Here is a 20,742-nt window from a genome sequence, read left to right as displayed (position 1 = left end):
GAGAGAGCTTTGTGGTGGCGGGCGCAGCAACCTTAAGTGCTGCAACCTTCGCCATCTGCGCATTCTTCTTCTTCACCAACCCAGAAATCCTCATTTCCGGCACCAGTGACGGGATCGTCGATTAGCGGATCATCGCCAAAACTCGCATCCGGAGTAAGATCAATAAGTCCACCTTGAAGCAGTCCTTCCGGCTGCACCTCAGGCGGTACAAGACCATCTTCAATAAGATCACGCGTCTCGATCTCCGAGTTCGGCTCTTGACCTGAGGTCGGAGGCGTCGTTGGCGGTGTCGTAGGAGGGGATGTGGGCGGAGTGGTGCCCGTCGCACACAATGCAGGATCAGCAATCAAACAGCCATTGATCGTCGAGGCCGCGGCAGGTGTGCTGCTAATGTTTGTCACCGCAATTGCTTCAATGCCGGTTTCGCCTGAAACGACGCCGTTGATCACAATCGGTTGGTCTGTCGTCCCACCATTCGAGATCGAAAGCGAGTTCACCTCAATGCCGCGGCGGTCATCAAAAGCGGTGCCTAGCGCCGTATTTTGGACAAAAACGTCGCTACCTGTTGTTTGAATGGCCAAAGCATCAGCGCGAATGATCCCTTCTGGGCGATCGACGCCATCACTGTCCCCGAGGCGCAGATCAATCTCAGCAAGGCTGATGCCGCTAATATCGATAAGGGCTTGATCCGTTACAGCGATAAAGTCGGACGCAACCACAGATAGATCGCCCGTCGGAGCGCCGTTGGCATTCAATATGAAGATACCGCCATTGGCCGTATCGATTCGAACACGGTTGGCCGCATCGAAGGAAACCGCCGTATCTACAAGGGCGCCTGAAACACTCAGATTGCCGAGCACTTCGATATCACCCGCTGCCGTAAAGCCAAGCGTGGTCGACTGGCCAAAGTTCTGGTTAAAGCTTCCCGAACCATCGCCTGCAGTCACGTCCAACTGATCCAATGTAATGAGCGCCGCAAGCCCGCTTACGTCAGGGAAGGCAGTGAAGTTCAGACTTCCACCCGATGAAATTCTAGTCAATTCGGTATTGTCGATCTGATACGGGTTGATAACGTCATTTACACCGCCAATCACCATCGATCCAAAGGCTTGGAAGTCGATCGAGAAGGTGCGCGATGCGTCACCGATGATGCTATCATTGCCAAGCACCACATCCCCAGAAAGCACATTGATCGCTTCTGCGAACGCAGAGCCATTGGCCGCATCAAAGGTGCCGCCTGCCGCGATATCCAAGAAGGTCCCAGCATCAGCGATACCAGCGATTTGGACAGTATTGGCGGCGATAAGGGTCACGTTTGATCCTTGCGCATCGTTGACGACAAGGTCGCTGCTCACGCTTTCAAGGGTTACGTCGTTTGTCGCGTTGGCCAGCACAGCCTCAAGAATGTCCTGGGCAGAAACAAACACATCACCATCATTCGCGAGCGCCTCCACTGTAAGGCTCGTGCTAGAAGTGATATCAATCGCGGTTCCCTCAGCCGTCAACAGATCATCGATAATGGCATCTGCAACCGTAACAGGCCCACCAATGGCAAGCAGGTTGGCTTCTATGGCTGTAAGAGTGCCAAAATCGATTTCTCCGTTACCGCCTATCGCAACAGGTCCACCTGAGCCCCCCCCTGTTCCGCCAGCAGTGCCAGAAACCACATCAACGGTGTCGCCGGCTGTAAGCGTGGTACCTTGAACAAAGGTGTCGGCGATCATGTCGACCGTAGTACCCGCCACAACAGAAACAAACTCGATCGAGAGTGCGGACACATCAACAAGTCCGCCCGCACTTGAGTTCCCGAGGTCGGCCGCATCAGCGACATCAATAACAATGTCGCCGCCCGTAATAATCGAATTGAGGCCGGTTCTAATCGTGCTGCTGCCCGTAGCGGTAAAGTTGCCGTCAGCTTCGGCATGGTCGACATCGATGTCGCCTGCCGAAGAGATCGTAATGTTGCCGCCAGCGAGAGTGTTAACAATGCTCACGCCGCCACTTGTCGCGGTCACATCCACATTTCCGCCCGCATCAATCAGATCAATGGCAACCAAACTGCCGGTGATCGATGTGTCCTGCCCGCTAATCGCACCGGCCAAGGTTGGCGCACCTGCTGCATCGATTGTGATATCGGTCTGGGCATCAACCAAGCCAAAGCTTGCATCACCCCCTGTCGCATTGGCTGATACAAAGCCGCCAGACGTGACATCACCGACTTCGATATCAACTGCATTGAGAGTCACATCTCCGTCACTCAAGATATCCGCGCTGCCGCCATTCGATGCGATTGATCCGCTGCTCGCGTCAAGGTCGATCGAGTTTGTGGAATCGAGCCGATCAAAGAAAATGTCAGACCCACTTGAGAGATCGATCTCGTCCGCTGTTACATCGCGGACTGCGATGGACCCGCCGCTTACCGAGGCCACAGTTCCTGCATCGATATCACCGACATTCACCAGATCGCCGCCGATATCGACGCTTCCACCTCTCGCGTCACCACCATTGACCACGCCAAAGCCGCTTACAAAAACATCGCTGCCATCAAGGAGGCCGTAGTCGATGTTTGCACCGTCAAGCAAAATGGCACCGCCGACACCTGCAAAACCAAGCGATACGTCTCCATTGGCCGTAAGAATGACATCCGAGGGCGAAGATGCTTCGCCGATATTGATGTTACCGCCTGCGAACAGATCGATGCTGCTGCCGCCTTGGTTGAAGAAACCGGCGATGAAGCTGCCAGGAACCTCAAAAGAGCCGGAACCACCGCCAATGTCCGCAACAGTGGTAAGCTCGCCGCCTGTATCGATACCGCCGACAATAATGGAATCGCCTACCGTGATCCCGATGTCATTGCCACTTGTCAGGACACCAGTACCCAAAACACTGCCCGCTGCTGTTATCAGAATCTGATCGGCGCCAATGCTCGCATCACGAAGATCAACATTACCCGTCGTGCTTTCAGCGGAGAAAGTGCCAGTTGCGTTAAGATCAGTGTCGATCCCATTGGTGCCCATGACAATGTCATTGCGGGTCTGGATCGAGATGTCGGTCGCGCTGATCTGGGCCTGTTCAATGAACAACTGGATCGCGTCATTGTTGCTATCGATGCCGATTTCGATGACGTTCTCAGCATCCATGTCCCCAAGGCAGATAACCCCCTCTAGGCATGGCCCGCTTAGTAACCCGTTATCGTCTTCTAACGTTGAACCAGTGTTCGGAGCATCACGGACGTCCGCTTTGATAAACCCAGCGATGAGATCGCTATCAAGCCCTTCGATCGCATTTCCTTCAAGGATGATCGATGCGTCATTGGCGTCAAGGGTTCCGTCAATAACAAGCGAGGCAATCGGGCTTGTCGGAATGGAAAGTAAGTTTGTTTCCCCGCCTGCAATCAGCTCCAGATTAGGGCCGCCTTCGAAGGGCGCTGCGGGCGTAATTGGGTCAGTCGGATCATTTGCGCTCGACAGCACTGCACCTGCCTCAACGATGATATCATCGCCAGTATTCACAATCAGCGCATTATCCGCTGCTGTGTTTGATCCGCCCGCAAACACGGCGTTTCCGCCTGCGGTGATGTCGATATCGTCATAGCTTGTGACAGTGCCGGTGATTGTCGCATTGGCATTATTATCAAAAGCTAAGCCGCTGCCTCCAAAATCGAAGAAGCCTGCCTCGATAATGATCCCGCGGAGATTGCTGACGCTTTGGGGACCCGTGACGCTCGCATTGTTGAGCGTGACATTGCCCCCTGCCTGCAGGAAGATAGCCTCAGTCGCGCGCAGGTCTGCCGCTTCTATGCTGTCAGAGGCAAACATCGTCAGATCAATACCGCTGTCCAGAATGGAGCCCGCTTCTGAAACGAATGAGCCGCCGATATCGACAAGCGTGCCAAAGCCAACATCCACAGAAACGGTGTCGGCGGTGTTGTTGGTATGGGTGACAAACATGCTGCCAATGGCATTGAAGGTTGCCCCAGCAGCAACGACCAATTGATCGGTGCCATCAAACGCAAGCGTTATGTCACCGGCCAAGGCGTTAAGCGTCAAGCTCCCGCCAACATCGCCACCGTCAAGATCAACCGAAGCACCCGAAAGCGTCACATTGCCGCCGCTGGTTACGCTCTCAAGCAGAGGGTTTCCTTGGGCAGTGATGTCGATCGTGGTGCCCGCGTTAAGCGCGCCAAAGCTCGCATCACCAACGCTTGCATCTGCTGAAATTGCACCGGTGCTGGTGATATCACCCATGTCGATGGCTTGCGCGGTAAGGTCGACATTGCCACCGCTATCAATATCGCCTTCGCCCGGCGTAGTTGCGCCAATGACGCCCGCTGCAGACAAGGTAATCGCAGCTGGAGAGATCAAGCCATTGAAGCGCAAATCGGCCCCGCTGGTGAGCGAGATCACGCCCGCTTCAAGAGTGCCGATAGCGATATTGCCGATCGCATCGAAAGTGGCCGTATTCGCAACTGTAATCGAACCAAGGCCAGTAATATCACCTGATGTCGAAGTAACCGCCAGACCTTGGGCCAATGTCCCGTTGTCGAGGTTGACCGAAGAGCCCGTGACGGTGGAGCTGGAATTGGCGACGAGGTCACCGATAGAGACAGCGCCCGGTGCGGCAACCGTCACATTCTGGTTGGTCGATTGCACAAGGCTAACGTCAACCGATGCTGCATCGATAGTCACAATGCTGCCGGGGCCTTGGCCAATGAAATCACCACCGCTCAGCGCGCCGACGATGTCCAGGTCAAGCAAACCGTTGGTTGTGGCGCTTTCGATGTTGGCATCGCCGCCAACATCCACGTTCAGGCCGGGGCTTATGGTCCCCGCAAACAGGTTGCCAGCAGTCAAATTGCCGCCGACGTTAATGGAACCGTTTGAACCGGCATCCACATCACCGATAATGAGATCTGTGTCGGTTGTGACAGACGCACTCGCCGATGCGGCAATCTCGCCAATGTCCCCATCAGTTGCTGAATTGACTAAGATCAGGCCTTGGGTTGTGCTGAGTTGACCTGTTGCAATGCCCTCTGACGTAGAGGTCAATGTGATACTAGCAGAACCCTGCGTTGATACATCGCCGACATCGATTGATCCGGCTTCGAGCGCAATCGAACCATCCGCAGCTGCATCGCCGCCAACGATGTCCGTCGCATCGATATTGATCAACCTGTTGGAATCTAGACTGTCAAAACTCGCTGTTCCGCCAGCAGCAATGCGCAAATCTCCAGCACTACCAGTCGTGGTGATGCTACCAATTGTGACATCGCCTACCGCATCAGCGGTAAATTCGCCGACAGTTCCGGTGCCCAAGTCAATTGCCCCAGCTGATGTAAGGTCAGCGGTTGCAGGCGTGTTCAATCCATCGACGCTTAGATCGCCAATCATACTTGTCAGGGTCGTAATGAAACCCGCGTCAACCTGGCCAATGTCAATCGCGCCAGCATTGACCGTCACAATGCCAATCGCAGAGCGGGTGCTGTCGATTTCGTCGATTGTGACGGTTCCGCCTGCGTCTATGTTGACGAATTGCGCGGCATCAACCCTCACTCCGGTCACGCCGACACCTGCGTCGATGTCGATATTGCCTGCATTGCTAATCAAAGTGCCAAAGGCCACATCTTGAACCGCAATAAGGTCAATCGCATCCAGAACATCGGATGCAGAGATCGTCCCATCAGAAGAGCCCGTGATCGAACCCGCCGTCGCTGTCAGATTAACCACGCGCGGCGTTGTGATAGAATTGTAAGCGATGTCGGCCGCGGTAATCGAAACATTCGTCCCCGCAACGATATCGCCAAGGTCAGACGCATCGAAAGCCCCGCCGGTCGAGGTCGCAATAAAGTTCGTTCCCGCATCAATTGTGTTGACCCCGGCTGAGGGATTTTGATGGTCGATGGTGATATCACCTGATGCGTCGAAAGTGGTTGTATTGAGCGCACCTGCGCTCGGGTTGACTACCAATTGACCATCGCCTGCCATAGCAATTTCAATGTCGCCAAAGACATCAAGATCAAGGCGGCCTGCGACCGTGATCGGGCCGCTATTGGAAGAGATCGAAATCAGGCCTGCATTGGTCCCATTGGTGCCGCTTGCATCAATTGTGAGATTATCAAAGGTAATCAATCCAGCTGGATCGATGGACGTGTCACTGATGGTCACCTGACCGCCGAAACCGAAGCTCGGTTGGATACCTAACCCGCTGCTACCGCTTGCAACAATAGTGACATTGCCAAGGTTGATAATGCCCGGACTGCCTTCGATTGCCTCAATGCGCGGAGTGCCGCCGCTGCCATTTCCGCCTTGGCGTGCAACGGTGTCCAGCGGATTGCTAAGAGCAACACCGCTCTCCCCGCCATTTCCGCCAAGACCTGCTGCAAACAGGGTTAGATCACCAATGTTGATCGTACCGCCAACCGCACTCAAACGCGGCGAACCGCCCGTGCCGTCACCGCCAGCACCGCCTAGGCCAACGCCAGTCCCGCTATCAATATTGCCGCCTGTTCCACCAGATCCGCCTATACCGGAACTGGACAGTTCAACCGGGCCGGACGCGTTGACCACTGTGACCTCACCGCCATTGGCAGCTGCGATGCTGATCACACCGCCTGTTGCATCACCGCCAACACCCCCGTCCCCTGGAGTTCCGCCAAATAGATGGGCCTGACCATTGCCACCAGCGCCGCCAACACTGTCCGAATTGACAATGAAATCAACCGTATCAATCGTATCAATCGTAACCATTGCATCGTCTTCGACTGCAACAGTTGCGGAACCGCCGATCGCATCGCCGCCACGGCCGCCATTGCCGCTCCGGTTAATGTCATCAAGGCTAACCGAGCCAAGACCGCCCTGCGCACCCGTAGCGCCCGCGATGATCGAAATGGTCGAGTCCGCTTGGAAGTCTGCGTTGCTGCCAGAAACTAACAGCAATGCTTCGCCGCCTTCAGCATCGCCGCCATCCGCACCATCGGCGACTTGATCGCCGGTTACATCCGCGGCCAATCCGCCGCTTGCCGACGCATCAATGGTAAGAACGTCAAAAACAACCACCACATCGTTGACGACAAGTTCGGCTCTGCCGCCCACACCTTGCCCGCCTGCACCAGCGAATGCGCCCTCACCTCCGGTAGCGCCAATCCCTAACGCAAGGACTGAATAAGTTTTGGCGACGGCATCATCTTGATTGAGTGATACCAATGCGTCGCCGCCTGTGCCGCTTCCGCCCTGCCCGCCTTCTCCTTGTGTAGCATTGCCGGAAAATCCGCCGCTGCTTTCGCCGCCAAGGCCGCCGCGTCCGCTTGCATCGACCACCAGCGAGTCAAAGGTAAGGTTACCAGAAACATCATTGAACAGCGCGGTGCCTCCGATAGCATTGCCGCCATCGCCACCACCTTGATCGGGGTTGCCGCTGGTGTCAGCACGGCTTTCGCCTCCATCGCCGCCGAACGCCTGTGTTGAGACAATAACATTGGTTGCATTGACCGTGGCCGTGCCGACCAAATCAAATACGGCGGACCCGCCGATGGAATCTCCGCCTTCGCCAGCGATAGAACCGCGGGCATTGCCGCCATCACCACCAATGTTGATACCGCCAAACTCGGTGTTGCCAGTGGCTTCCACAGTAAGGGTATCAGTTACGGTCAAATTACCAGAGACAGCATTGAACGTCGCAGAACCGCCTGTACTATTGCCGCCATTGCCGCCGTTTGTGTCATCAAAGATGTCACCGCTGGCTCCAAATCCTCCGCTACCATTGGACGTGACGTCAAGATTGACAACCGTCGCATTGCCGCCATCCAGATTGAAAACAACTTCGCCTCCGACGCCGCCACCGCCATCGCCTGTATCCTGAAGTCCGTTGACAACATTGACAGCGCCACCAGGGTTCACTCCGCCAGGCCCCCCTTCGCCATCCGACGAAACCGTGATGTCCAGCGCGTCTAGACTTCCGCCAAGAACGTTGAATTGGGTAAGACCGCCGGTCCCGGAGCTGCCGCTCCCGACGAAGAAATTGTCCAAGGTCTCGCCATCAAAAGCAAAGGTTCCGTCTGTTCCCGCGAACAGATCAGCGAAGCCCAAAACCCCATTACCGCCTTGAACAGTGATATTGACAGTGCCGCCAGCCCCTGCGCCGGTCCCTCCGCTTGTATTCACGCCAGTGTTAGCCACACCATTGGCGTTTAAGAAAAGCGAATCACCAAAATTAATAACGCTATTGTCCGCCAAGACAATAATTGAGCCGCCCTGCCCGATACCAGGGGCAGGAGCATTTTCAATGATCCGGCCTATTCCGTTTGCGCTTATCTCACTGAACTCACTGATGAAGATCGACCCACCATTTGTGGCCGTCATGTTGACCCTACCACCTTGGAAGTCGGTTCCATTGAGCGCAGTTGCAGCGGAAAAGGAGACAAATGCATCGCTAGTAATAAAGACACTGTCTGCGATCAGCGTGCCATTGTCGGCAGTGATGCTAACGCTTCCGGCTTCTGTAACCGTCCCTCGCGCACCGGTTCGGGCATTGGCGTTGATGCCAAGTAGACCACCAACCGTCAGACCAGAGACTGAACCAAAGCCCGAATCTCTGATTGTAAGAGCGACTGTGTCGCCGACAGGGGCCGATACACTGCCAGTGGCTGAGGCATCGATGTCAAACGAGCCACCAACATCAACAAGAGTGTCCGCGTTACCAATGTTGATACCTACCTGACCGCGTCCAGCATCACCGATGAATGAATCTGGTGCACTCCCATCGAACGACGCCACTGCTTCTGCCGATGCTCTGATGTCGATCGAACCGAAGAAATGGGCACCGCCTGTAATGTCGAAAGATACAGCACCTGCGGACGCATCGTTAGATTGGGCGATCGTATTATCCGAACCACTAGAGGCCGTTGCGCTCGCGGAGATATCAATCGCGCCAGCATCAACTCCGCCACCGTTCAAAGTGAAGTTCACATTGCCAGCGGTCGCATCGCCCCCTTCGAGCGCCTGCCCAACGAGCACAGCGGTTCCCGCCTCACGTGCCCCGGCGTTGATCGTGAGGGTACCTCCGATATCAACAAAGCCTTCATTGACCGCGAACGAAGCATTGCCTGCCACCGCCGAACCCTGCCGGACATCACCGCGTCCGCCATTGGCCGATGAATCCAGCACAACCGAGCCGCCAACATTAATCCCTGCAAACTGCCCAACGGTCACGCTGACGTCGCCGCCAAAACCGTCTGCGCCAATACCATTGCCGCCATTGTTTCGCGTGTTGCCGGTGTCATCGAACCCGCGCCCACTGGCATCCAAAGTCAGATTACCGCCAACCGTCAGAGTGCCGCCGTCAGGACTGCTGAATGTATCGTCAAAATCGACATCAACGGTGATATCACCGCCATTGCCAGCACCATCCCCCGCCCTCACGGCAAGTGAGCCGCTAACATCGATTAGAGCAACTTCGCTGACAGAGATATCAACCGCACTGCCCCCGACAACCTCGAGGGTAACTTCGTTCACCGCCGTGCCGACCGTGATATCACGATCTCCGTCAACAAAGGTGGAAGATGCGGTTAAGCTAACCGTGTCTTCAGCGAAAACCTGCGTGTCGGAGTTTAAGCTTAGGCTAGAAAGTTCAATGCTCCCGGCTGGGCCGCCATCAACGGTAGTATCCACCGTGTTGGACGATATTTGAACCTGCGTCCCACCAATGACAGTCGTCGTATCCTGCCTTTCAACGCGGTCCCCTGTAGTGAGGATAACATTGCCGTTTACAACATCGGCCGAACCAGCCGCTGCATAACCGATATCACCACTAAGCAGCATGGTGAGCGCATCATTCTTCGGCACCGCGACGAAGTAAATCGCTTGTTCGTCCGTGACGGCAACAGATGAAGGGCCTGTTGTCGTTCCGCCGTGAACAATCCCATTTCCATCTTCGCTCCCAACCAAGACAGAGATGTCGAATAGATTGTTTTGAATGGTCAACGTGGCTTCTTCAGCCGCGACATAGGCGACCGAACCATTGACGTTTACAGTGCCGTTTTGGACAATCCGAGGGGCGACCATCGCAACATAAGAGTTGTTGTTGAGCGCGTTGATCGTTGCCCCATTCTGAATTTCGATTGCCGACCCCAGATCAGCAACCCCGAGGAGATCGATTGACGATGGACCTGCAACCACATCACTTGGATCAACTTGACTGGAAGTCAGCAGCAGACTGCCGATGTTAAACGATGCAGTTGGCCCAAGGATGAGCCCACCAGCGCTCGAGAACCACACATTGCCGCCCACCACCGCGCTGCCATTGGTGGTAGAAGTGACATTTCCGTCGATCCGGACGGCCGCGTCCACGCCTGGCGTCGTTATCCGGTTAAGGACGGTGAAGTCATTTTCAGCCGAGGTGAACAATAGGTTCTGCCCGGCATCAAGGAAGGTGACCGGACCACCGTTGCCTGCCACAAATGTCGTCCAATCAACAATCGCAGATGTACCAAGGATTTCTACGGTGTCGCCTGCCACAGAAGGGGTAAATCGGATCTGCGTATCGTCAAAGGCTGCGGTGGCGTTTACTGAAGCCCCATTACCGCTTGACGCAGCCTGGGGCGTTGGCGGTGTTGGCGTCGAAACGAGCGCAGGAGCCAGCGGCGCCACCGCATTCTGCCTGAAGAACGGCACATTTGACGCATCATTAGCCATTGGCAGCGCCCGCGTATCGACGGTCGGCACATTAACTGTTGGCACATCAGCTCGCGGCGCATTGATAATGCGAACGGGAGGCTGAGACGGAGAGCGCAGCTGCGTTGGAGTTGGTACACGAAGCTCTGATGCTCCTTGAGGCAGCCGTGACGCCATTGAAGCAGCATTTGGCGCCGCTACTCCAGGTCCCGCCTGAGCATATACAGGCATACCACCTGCTATCATCGCTGAGGCCGCCGCAAGGATTGAGGCACTGCGCATCCATTTCAGGCGCAATGGACGCTGCTGGAGCAATTGGGGCTGAGTCGGATTGCTGTTATTCATGATTTTATCTTCCCACGGGCTCAATTGAACCAGGGCTTCAGCTGCACTGTAAGGGTACCCAGGATCCGGACATCACCTCGGCTGGCTGCGAAATCGGATCGGTCCAACGGAACGGCAGCAAACAGGTCGAACAAGGCCTGACGCCCGATCGCCATGCGTACTCCTCCTCCAACAGAGGTCAGCGTGTCACTATCATCAGCAATATTGTTTACTGAGACGGTTGCGTAGTCGACGAATGCGAATGGCTGGACCGCGACGCCGTCAGGTGTTTCGGGGATTAGAGAACCAGCGAAAGCTTCAAGCTGGAACCCTATGCCTTCATCGCCGATGATCGCGCCAGGATCGTAACCGCGCCCAACCGTGAAGTTACCGCCTGAATATTGCTCGTAACCCAGCAAAGCGTCAGGCGACCATTGGAAACGCGTTCTGGCCGTTAAACCGAAGGTGGGCGTTGGACGGTAAGTAACGTTCGTGTCGCCGCGCAAAACAAATCCGGTTGCATCACCGTCCAGTCGGCTTGGCGGAACGACGCCTGACGCAAGGCATGTCGCAAAGCCCACTCCGCAATCCGGACTTGCGCCCAACACGTCTAGGCCCTGGCGAACTTCCAGCATCGCTTGGTAAGCAAATTTTGGTTCGAAAACGGTGAAACCGCCGCGCCCATTGATGCTTCCTTCGTCATTGCCTGAAAAATCGAGGCGAGCAAACGCAACGCGTAGTTCGTCTCTGCTAAAATCAAGATCGGTGAAATCAACGCTTTGGTTGATGAAATCACCGCCAACCGAAAGGCTCAAATTCTTGGCCTGCGACCGTATCAATGGGTAGCGTGCATAAGCAGAGATCGCCAAGGTGTCGGTGTCGAACACATTGGGTCCAGGCACGTTAGGTTGTGACCATGCCTTTGTGCCAGAAATTCCAAACGTCAACCCTTCCGAACCGACCTTAAACTCGTGATATGCCGATGCGACGATTTGCTCGTCAAAGTCATGGGTCGAATAAGCGCTGATCATGGTTTCGTCACCAAGCCCGGTGAGACCATTAAACCGCACACGCGCAAGCCCGCCAAAGCGTCCAATTTGCTGGGAGCCGAAATTCTGAAAGTTCACATCGATGATCACCGGCGTGTGCACAACGTCGAAGACGCCAACCACGTCTCCAGGCGCGCCGCCTTGCTCTGCGGTCAATGGCTGGAGTGTAAGACGAACATCAAGGCCTGGAATGTCCCGCGCCAAAAGAAGATAACGTTCTGCCTCTTTGGCGTTAAACACTTTGCTGCTTGCAAGCTTATCAAGGATCGGCTGCAACGCTTTGCCTGAACTGCCTGCATCACCGCGCACTTGAACAGATTGCATTTTGGCTAATAGGACGTCGAATTCGACGGTGCCTTCGCCAATGGTTTGGGCCGGCACCTGAACCGCAGCAAGGTATCCATTGGCGCGCAATATTGTGGCTGCACGGTCGCGAATGTCACAAATGGTCGCGACGGGAATCTCGCTGCCAACATACTCGGAATAGGCAGGCTGCAAAATAGAAGGATCGATGCCTTCAAGCCCCGAGAATTGAGGCGCGCTAAACGTAAAACGTACATCAGCAAACTGGTCAGCAGCGAGCGGGCAAGGTGCACGCTCAATGTCGCCTTCGACCGAAACCGGATTGCTTTCACCGCGCAATTCAGCCTCAATCCCGCGTCTGTCGATTTCTTCACGAGTGGGTGCAATCTGGCCTTGTGCAAAAGCAACACTTGGCGCGACAGCGGTCATGCCGAGCACAGCAATGCTGGCAGTTTTCCAAACAGACGTGTGCATTATTGTGCTCCTCCACGCTTATCCAGCATGGCAATATTTTGGCTTCGATCAGTGCTCGCGCCCGTAAGCAATGGGCGTGTCGCATCACCGATCACGGCAAAGGCCGACCAATAGAACGGGTGCGATGTTGCCGCCTCATCCATCAAAAGTGCACGCGATTGACCGAGCGCTTGGCCGATGGTTTGATTTTGTCCCCTACGGAACATTTCAGCCATCAATCGTTCTGTGGAGTTGAAATCATCGGGAACCGGCCAATGGCTTGCCATGACTGCACGCCCGCCTGCCCCGATGAAGGCGCGAACCAATCCTTCCAGCTCAGAACCACCGCCAGATTGAATACCAGCGGCAAGTGTTGCTTCGATACTGACGGCACCCGCCGTGTCACATGCTGATAAGATGATGAGGTCGGCATCAAGGTTGAGCTCGTAAATCTCTTCAAAGCTGAGCAGACCATCAGAGCCTGCCCCGCCAAAGGAAGTCACGAGTGCGGGCATTGTCGGGCAATTGGGATTGGGCGCTGTGACCAAACCGTGCGTGGCAAAGTGTAGCACCCGAAACTCATTGAGATCATCGCGCGTTTTGATGCTTTCGTCAGTGAAACTCTCTTGGGTGACAACTTGTGCCAAATCTGAACCAATAAGGCCCGCTGCTGTTCGCAGTTCGTTGGCGCTGATCGGGTCGTTCCATTGGCCTGTTGGCCAAAAACAATCGAGCGAAGTGCGTGCCGCGTCAGATGTGAAGCTTGCTGGAAAGCTTGTGCCCACAGGAGCATTCTCACCAAAGCCGACATACTCACGCTTCGCCCGCGAATTTTGCGAACGGCGCGATTGGACAAACGCTTCTGCCGAGACAGCCGTGCTAATCGTCCGGCCACGCGCAAGCCAATTTACACCGCGAAAGTCATACTCATCACCCTGTGGCCCGACGAGCTGAGTTTGGTATCGCTCCACTGACGCATCGTCCGTGACCAACAGATCAATCGGCAGGCGAAGCAAGGCCCCGTCCGGCTCAAAGATGATATGCTCAGCACCCTCAAGGTCCTGTGCAATCGGGCCAAAAAGCCTACCATAAAGTTCGCGGGCCGAAGCAATCTCAAAGGGGAATGTGATGTTCTGACCACCATCAAAAACCGAGATCGATTCCCGGATGATATCGACCTGCGTTTCGAGTTCATCAGTGGTCATATCAACGCGGTAAGCGGATGCCTTCTGGCGGTCGGTGAAGAAGACGAAGACGTCATCGCTAACCAATGCAACCCGGGCATAGACTTCGCCGGGTCTCAACGTGGCTCGAAATTCATCTAGCTCCAGCGATGACGGCGAAACCACCCGGTATTGCGGGAAAGCATTAAGCTGGACTTGTGTTTTGATTTGCGCGTCTTCCAACCGCGCAATCTGGGCCAAAAGCTCATCTGAACGTGCCTTCGTTCCCGCCGTCTCAGGCTGTGCGCTCAATGCTGCGAAACGAATGCGTGAGCGTTCGATTTCGCGGCCCAGATCGGTTGACTGGCGGAACAGGCGAGATGCCTCATCGGATTTGGAGCTCAACCGTCTTGCAAGCACGGCCTGCGTTTCAGCAACGCCGGGCCGGATCAAAACTTGAGCCGCTTTAAAGAAGGCATTTGCTGCCTCTGGATCGCTTGCAACTCTGCTCGCAAGAAGTTCGTAATACGGGTTCAGCTGGTTGGCAAAACCGATGGTCGCATTGCGCTTACCAAGCGCGCTTTCAATCACATTGCCGTATAGCTCAAGCGCCTCCCCTTCACGATTTTCGCGAAGCAAGAAAGAGGCAAGCCGAGCCTCTGATGCAGTTACTGTGCGCCGCTCTGGGAATTGCGCACGCACCAATGCGAGCCCATTACGTAGATAGTCCTCTGCTAATGCTGCATCTCCTTGCCGCTCAGCAATCAAAGCCAGATCACCGAGAATTTGGCTGCGGAAGCGTGTGATCGACGTCACCCGGCCATCGCGCACCGCCAAAGCCTGTTCATAGGCCGTAATCAGATCTTCACGAGCCCCTTCAAGGTCTCCGCCAAGACGCTTTGCAGTCCCGCGAATTTGCAACGCCTGCGCATCCACAATCTTCGCGCGCTCTTCGGCCGTAAGGCTCAATTCATCGACAATGCCAAACAGATATCCGCCGCGTTGTTCGCGGTTGAGACGCTCTGAAATGGGCACTGTGATCGAGAGTTCGCCGTCCGCCGACCTTGCCCCCAATGCGCTAGGCGGAAGGGTCTGGCTCAAACGGTCGATAGCCGCATCGCCAAACCCTTGATTGAGGAGGTGGATCGCCTCGAAATTGCGCAATAGTCGCGCTGTTATCTGATCATCGCCGCCAAAATCTCGAGCCTGTTCAAACAGTTTATTGGCGACGGAAAATTCGCCCAGATTGCTCTTTTGCAAAGCCCGGTTGACGAAAAACTCGCCGGGATTGATCGCATCATCACCATCATCCTGCAACCGCTTTTGCAGCGTCTCAAAATAAGCCGCCGCCTCTGCATATTCCCCGGCTAGATTTCGGCGATATCCTTCGGCCAACGCCTGCTCTGGTTTTAGTGTGTCCGCCTGAACGCGTGCAAAGGACAGTGGGTCAGAAACGCTTGTCGAGGCAGCATCAATTGTCCCTTGTGCCACCGCGTTGCCAAGTACCGAACGCAAAGCCAAAGCTGTCGCATCGTCATACGCACTAAAGCCCTCAGCGTAATAGGTCAGTCCGTCTGACTCACTTGATATCTGACTCCAATCAAGCTGTGTTTCATCGACTGTGCAAATTTGTTTGCGAGACCCAGCAACCGGGCCAGGTACCATCGTGGCGCCCGCCGGGCAGCTCACAGCAAAGCGGCGCATGGATTTGATGGCTTCTCGCGCCTCGGCATCAAAGCTTTCAAACGCAAAAATCTCTGCAATGGGTCGCGGGCTATCGCGGCACACAATCGCCCAGCGACGGTCGAAAATCGACTGCTTGGCCGGATTGTCGATGCTGCGATCTTGCACTTGGCACAAGATCCCATCGCTATCGCCGATTGGAAAACTGTCCGCTGTCAGAACCGATCCAGTTTGTGCCGAGGCACCCGTCATCGATACTGCAAGAATCGCGCAGATAGCTGAAATTTTTGTGGAAATACGCCCCACATTTACCCCCTTTTTGGGAGCCTCAAACCCTCTTCCCATGTCGCTGCCCTCACAGCGGGAAAAGAAAGCCCCCCCTCATTACATTGTCGCACCTTAGAGACGCTTTGCGCATCTACATTGTAAGAACACGGCAAGCTTCAGAATCGCCGCATTCGCCTAACCCACAAAGTGTACCTCTTTTTGTGACCTGACACGAATCTGGATCAATTCTGCGCTTCAATAAGAGCTGAACCTAATGGGACTTTAATGGGAATGCAGTGATGGAAATCACGTTTTGAATGAACATTCTCCCTTGCTCGACTTTGCCAAGGCCGCGATCACAAGTTTGTCATTTTTCCAACTCTCATTCACCTATCCCCCCTCAAACAATGCGCCGCAGACATACGTTCCTGCACACTCCTCACAAGACCATTATGGTGACGGCACAGGCGAACCCACCGCTATATCAAGCTCAAGGGATCAAACGGGACTTTGCTGTAGTCCTCGGTCCCATCTGTCTATTTGGGCGGTATGATAGAAGGTAGTTTTCCCGAGGGGCTAACCCGCAAACCCTATTTAAGTTCCCTTCAACCCAGTCAACTTAGAGCCATTGCCAAAGGCGGGCAGGCGATGAATGCGGTAACCCCAGAACCACTGATAAGAACTCTTTTGGTCCAAGATGACCATGGCATTGATGCAGGGCATAGCGGCGCTCGAGCACAGGGATTACCGAACGGAACTCTCCCCGCCAAAGCGCCGCCAAACACAGTCTTCGCCAAGACAATCACGATTTTAGGGGTTCCAGCATACAATCCGCGCTGGGAGACACTGCAACGCACGTATCAAAACAATTATGTTGCCGCCTATCTGGTGCAAACAGGTTGGTCCAGCGTGCTGGTGATGGGGGTGATCGGCTTTGCCGTCGGTGTTGGTGATCTGACGTGGCTTGTCCGGCTTGCTCTGCTCACAAACGTGTTCTTTCTCGCGATTGGGCTATGCTGCATGCCAGGTTCGCGCTTTTGCAAGGTTCAATACAACAACCCAAGATCGGGAACTGTTGTCACCTTCATATCCTTGCTTGGCATCGCTGTAGGATGGTCAATCTTCGTTTACACAACAATCGTCTTTTTACCGGATGAATGGCAGGGAATTTCCGTTGGAGCCGGGGTCGCTGTGATTGCAATGGGCGGGATTGGTTGCTCGCCCCATCCCCTACTCGCCCTAGGTTTTATGGGCATCGTTGCCAGCGGCGGAATTCTTGCCAGTCTCGTGCCAGACAAAACCAATAGCCTCTATTACATATCGGCTTGGATATATCTGGTATTGCTCCTTTATGCCCAATTCCTGCGCCGGTCCCGCGACGCCTTGCAGCACGTCAGTGATGCCGCAGAGTTGGAGGCAAGCGAGGCCGAGAAACGGCTTGCGATCGAAACTGCCCATGAGGCCGAGCGCGGCCTGCTCGAAGCACGCGAACAGGAGCGCAATCGCGAGGAAGAGCGCCGGGTCCACAAGGATCAAGCCCGCCGCAAGGAACTGTTTGATCTCGCCGCCCGGTTCGAAGCCAATATCGGCGAGGTTTCTGGCATTGTCGCTGCCGCCGCTTCGCGTCTTAGTGCCACGGCAAAGGATGTGTCGCGCGAAGCATCGAGTGCGACCGCACAAATTGCAGACATTGCGACCGCGATCGATCAAGTCGCCCATGGAAGCACCGCAGCTGCGGCGGCATCGGACGAATTTGCTGTCTCAATCGATAATGTATCAGAACAAGCCGAAACAGCAGCACAGCTCGCGCGTTTCACCAATCAAACAGCAACCGCAACTGACGCCAGCGTTGCCGATCTCATGAATCGCGCAGAAGGAATTGGCGACATTGCCAATCTCATTGATTCGATCGCTGGGCGAACTCGCCTCCTTGCGATCAACGCTTCGATCGAAGCCGTGCGAGGGGGCGAGGCGGGACGCGGCTTTGCTGTTGTGGCCGCCGAGGTTAAAGACCTTGCCATCCAAACCAGTCGCGCCACACGCGATGTCTCAAGCAACATAGAAGATATGCAACTTCGGACACAGGCAAGCGCGCAGGAGCTTGCCGATATGCGGAAGCAAATCGGAGCCGTTGAAACTTCAGCCGCCAATATTGCCGCAGCGATGAACCAACAATCCCAAGCCAGTCGAAGTCTCGCTCAGAGCATTGATCTTGCCGCGACAGGTGCCGCTGACGTGTCAGCTACAACCCAAGGATTGCGCAGCACCGCAGCCAGCGTCGGCCAAGTGTCAGCCGAACTCATGACTGCCTCCAACCACTTGGAGACGCAAGCCGACTTGCTCAAACACAAAGTCGCCGATTTCCTTGAACAAATACGCCGAGCTCAAGATTGAGTTCTACTCCTAGACCGCCTTACACAAGCACATTGGCAACCGGCACGTAATCATAGCCCAACTCATCCGCGACGGCTTTATACACGACTGAACCTGCGTGAACGTTGAGCCCTTCTGCGAGATGAGGGTCAGTGCGAAGAGCCTCTTTCCACCCCAGATTGGCAATCCGCAGAGCGTGAGGCAACGTTACATTGTTGAGCGCATAGGTGCTGGTCCGAGCAACCGCACCGGGCATATTGGCAACGCAATAATGCACCACATCGTCAACGACATAAGTCGGTTCTGCGTGAGTTGTCGCCTTAGAGGTTTCAAAACACCCACCTTGGTCAATGGCGACATCGACCAACACTGCACCCGGCTGCATCTTCTTGAGCAGATCACGTGAAACCAGCTTTGGAGCCGCTGCTCCAGGGATCAGCACTGCACCGATCACAAGGTCTGCCTCGCACACCGCTTCTTGCAGGTTGGCAAGGTTAGAAAACCGTGTCTTGGCGCGCGCTTCAAAGTGGATCGCGAGCTTCTCCAAAACCTCTGGGTTGCGATCAAGGATGGTGACATCAGCGCCAAGTCCTGCAGCCATTTGGGCTGCATTAAAGCCAACAACCCCGCCGCCGATCACTGTTACTTTAGCAGGCAAAACACCGGGCACACCGCCAAGCAATACGCCGCGGCCGCCATGCGCTTTTTCAAGGGCGCTGGCACCTGCTTGCACACTCATTCGGCCGGCGACCTGGCTCATGGGCTTAAGCAATGGGAGCGATCCTTCCGCGCCAGTGACCGTCTCATAAGCAATCGCAGTAACGCCTGATTTCACAAGGTCGCTCGTTTGCTCGGGGTCGGGTGCCAGGTGGAGGTAGGTATAGAGCACTTGATCTTTGCGCAGCTTGGCGCGTTCAACTGCTTGGGGTTCCTTGACCTTCACAACCATTTCGCACTCGGCGAAGATTGGGTCGGGCCCATCGGCAATCTTGGCACCTGCCTCAATATAGCTTTCATCGGATGCGCCGATGCCAAGGCCAGCACCGCTTTCGATCCAAACCTCGTGACCATGGGTGGCCAGTTCTCGCACGCTCTCTGGCGTTAAACCGACACGATATTCGTGATTCTTGATCTCTTTTGGACAACCGACACGCATGACAAATTTCCTCTCAATTACACTACGGATAATATCACCATTGCCACGGGAATTTCCCCCTATTATGCAAGACACGCGCTTCACACTGGGAACTTCACCCAATTTTTTCCTTATGGAGGGAAATTTTGCCAAATTCAGACATTCGCCTTTTGCGCGAGCTTCAAGAAGACTCCAGCCGCTCCATCGCAGATCTTGCGGGAGAAGTCGGCATGTCGAGTTCAGCCACTCACCGCAAGATGCGCGCGTTTGAAACGGATGGCACCATCACCGGCTATGCGGCGCGGCTTGATGCGAGGAAACTCGGGCTCAAGATGCAGGCGTTTGTCGAGATTACACTCGCCAACCAGGGACAAGAGGCGATGGATCGGTTTGAGGAGGCGGCCTGCGGTTTTGAAGAGGTTCTCTCTTGCCATCTGTTATCAGGCGAAGCGGATTACATGCTGCGGATCGCGGCAAAGGACCTCGACCACTTCGACAGGATCCACCGCAAAGCGTTGGCCAAGCTTCCCGGCGTTGCCACTATGAAAAGCAGTTTTTCCATCCGCGAGGTCAAACCTTGGCGTGGTTATCCCGTTCTAGGTGACTAGCGTTTGGACCTAAACCTGCCCGCGAATGCGCACATTTTCACCGTTGATCGCAGCAGACTTATCCGAAAGCAGGAATGCCACCAGATTGGCGATCTGGCTGGGGGCGACCCAGTCGTTAAAGTCGTTATCAGGCATGTCGTTGCGATTAGTCGGGGTATCGACAATTGTCGGCGAAATGACATTTACCCGAACGCCTCTTGCCCTGAGTTCTTCATTCAAAGCTTCGCTAAGCTTGATAACGGCGGACTTTGACGCGGCGTATGCGCCCATCCCAAGACCCGCTTTATCAGCGGCCGCCGCACCGATATTGATTATGCTGGATGGGTTTGCCAGCAGCGGCGCGAATGCGCGGCAAGAATTGAGAGTGGTCATCACATTCATCTCGAACATCCGGCTCCACGTGTCGGTAGGACCGGAAAGCGTCTCCTCCCACACAAAACCGCCTGCAATATTGACCAGCCCATAAAGCGTGCGTCCTTGCGCCTTGATAGCGTCCGCCAACCCCTGAACCGCGTCCTCACTTGTCAGATCAACCCCGCCTCGAAAATCAAGCCCTTCCCCTTCGAAAGGCAGACTTTCCGCCAAATCCACACCGATGACATCATAGCCCGATTGCGAAAGCGTTTCCCAAACCACGGCTCCAACAATGCCGCACGCACCGGTGACAAGAACAGTTTTCATCTTATGCTTTATCCTTCCTAACAGAGCTCGCCTCTG

General features: G+C 55.1%; 7 protein-coding genes. 2 read left to right on the top strand and 5 right to left on the bottom strand.

Translation table 11 applies throughout. The features are described 5' to 3' along the window. Positions 1 to 32: 32 nt before the first annotated feature. From ABJ205_RS12340 to ABJ205_RS12330, 3 genes are read right to left on the bottom strand one after another with little or no spacing between them, the layout of a single operon-like run. Positions 33 to 11,012, bottom strand: coding sequence for a hypothetical protein (locus tag ABJ205_RS12340; RefSeq protein WP_348160833.1), 10,980 nt, complete (start codon positions 11,010 to 11,012; stop codon positions 33 to 35). Between the two features lie 20 nt (positions 11,013 to 11,032). Next, a complete protein-coding gene (locus ABJ205_RS12335) occupies positions 11,033 to 12,817 on the bottom strand; it encodes a ShlB/FhaC/HecB family hemolysin secretion/activation protein (RefSeq protein ID WP_348160834.1) in 1,785 nt (594 codons plus the stop codon). Then, positions 12,817 to 15,894, bottom strand: coding sequence for a CHAT domain-containing protein (locus ABJ205_RS12330; RefSeq protein WP_348160835.1), 3,078 nt, complete (start codon positions 15,892 to 15,894; stop codon positions 12,817 to 12,819). The genes ABJ205_RS12335 and ABJ205_RS12330 overlap by 1 nt, the downstream gene beginning before the upstream one ends. A gap of 663 nt (positions 15,895 to 16,557) precedes the next feature. Here ABJ205_RS12330 and ABJ205_RS12325 point away from each other — a divergent pair. Then, positions 16,558 to 18,303 (top strand): methyl-accepting chemotaxis protein, encoded by a 1,746-nt coding sequence (locus ABJ205_RS12325; RefSeq protein ID WP_348160836.1) that lies wholly within the window; start codon positions 16,558 to 16,560, stop codon positions 18,301 to 18,303. A 19-nt stretch (positions 18,304 to 18,322) separates the two neighbouring features. Here ABJ205_RS12325 and ald read toward each other — a convergent pair whose 3' ends face one another. Next, a complete protein-coding gene (gene ald / locus ABJ205_RS12320; RefSeq protein ID WP_348160837.1) occupies positions 18,323 to 19,438 on the bottom strand; it encodes an alanine dehydrogenase in 1,116 nt (371 codons plus the stop codon). Positions 19,439 to 19,563: 125 nt separating this feature from the next. Here ald and ABJ205_RS12315 point away from each other — a divergent pair, with 125 nt between their 5' ends. Then, a complete protein-coding gene (locus ABJ205_RS12315; protein ID WP_348160838.1) occupies positions 19,564 to 20,025 on the top strand; it encodes an Lrp/AsnC family transcriptional regulator in 462 nt (153 codons plus the stop codon). A 9-nt stretch (positions 20,026 to 20,034) separates the two neighbouring features. Here the strand turns inward: ABJ205_RS12315 and ABJ205_RS12310 are convergent, their stop codons facing one another. Next, the gene (locus tag ABJ205_RS12310) at positions 20,035 to 20,706 is read right to left on the bottom strand and encodes an SDR family oxidoreductase (protein WP_348160839.1); all 672 of its coding nucleotides are present in this window, start codon (positions 20,704 to 20,706) and stop codon (positions 20,035 to 20,037) included. Positions 20,707 to 20,742 lie beyond the last annotated feature (36 nt).

Origin of the sequence: Erythrobacter sp. (assembly GCF_039988855.1) — a bacterium.
GTDB lineage: Bacteria > Pseudomonadota > Alphaproteobacteria > Sphingomonadales > Sphingomonadaceae > Erythrobacter.
This window is presented reverse-complemented; position numbering and strand designations above follow the sequence as displayed.

What these genes read in the sequence shown, in the direction of transcription:
- ABJ205_RS12340 (WP_348160833.1), bottom strand. Translation starts at nt 11,012, where the DNA reads ATGAATAACAGCAATCCGACTCAGCCCCAATTGCTCCAGCAGCGTCCA.
- ABJ205_RS12335 (WP_348160834.1), bottom strand. Translation starts at nt 12,817, where the DNA reads ATGCACACGTCTGTTTGGAAAACTGCCAGCATTGCTGTGCTCGGCATG.
- ABJ205_RS12330 (WP_348160835.1), bottom strand. Translation starts at nt 15,894, where the DNA reads ATGACGGGTGCCTCGGCACAAACTGGATCGGTTCTGACAGCGGACAGT.
- ABJ205_RS12325 (WP_348160836.1), top strand. Translation starts at nt 16,558, where the DNA reads ATGAATGCGGTAACCCCAGAACCACTGATAAGAACTCTTTTGGTCCAA.
- ald (WP_348160837.1), bottom strand. Translation starts at nt 19,438, where the DNA reads ATGCGTGTCGGTTGTCCAAAAGAGATCAAGAATCACGAATATCGTGTC.
- ABJ205_RS12310 (WP_348160839.1), bottom strand. Translation starts at nt 20,706, where the DNA reads ATGAAAACTGTTCTTGTCACCGGTGCGTGCGGCATTGTTGGAGCCGTG.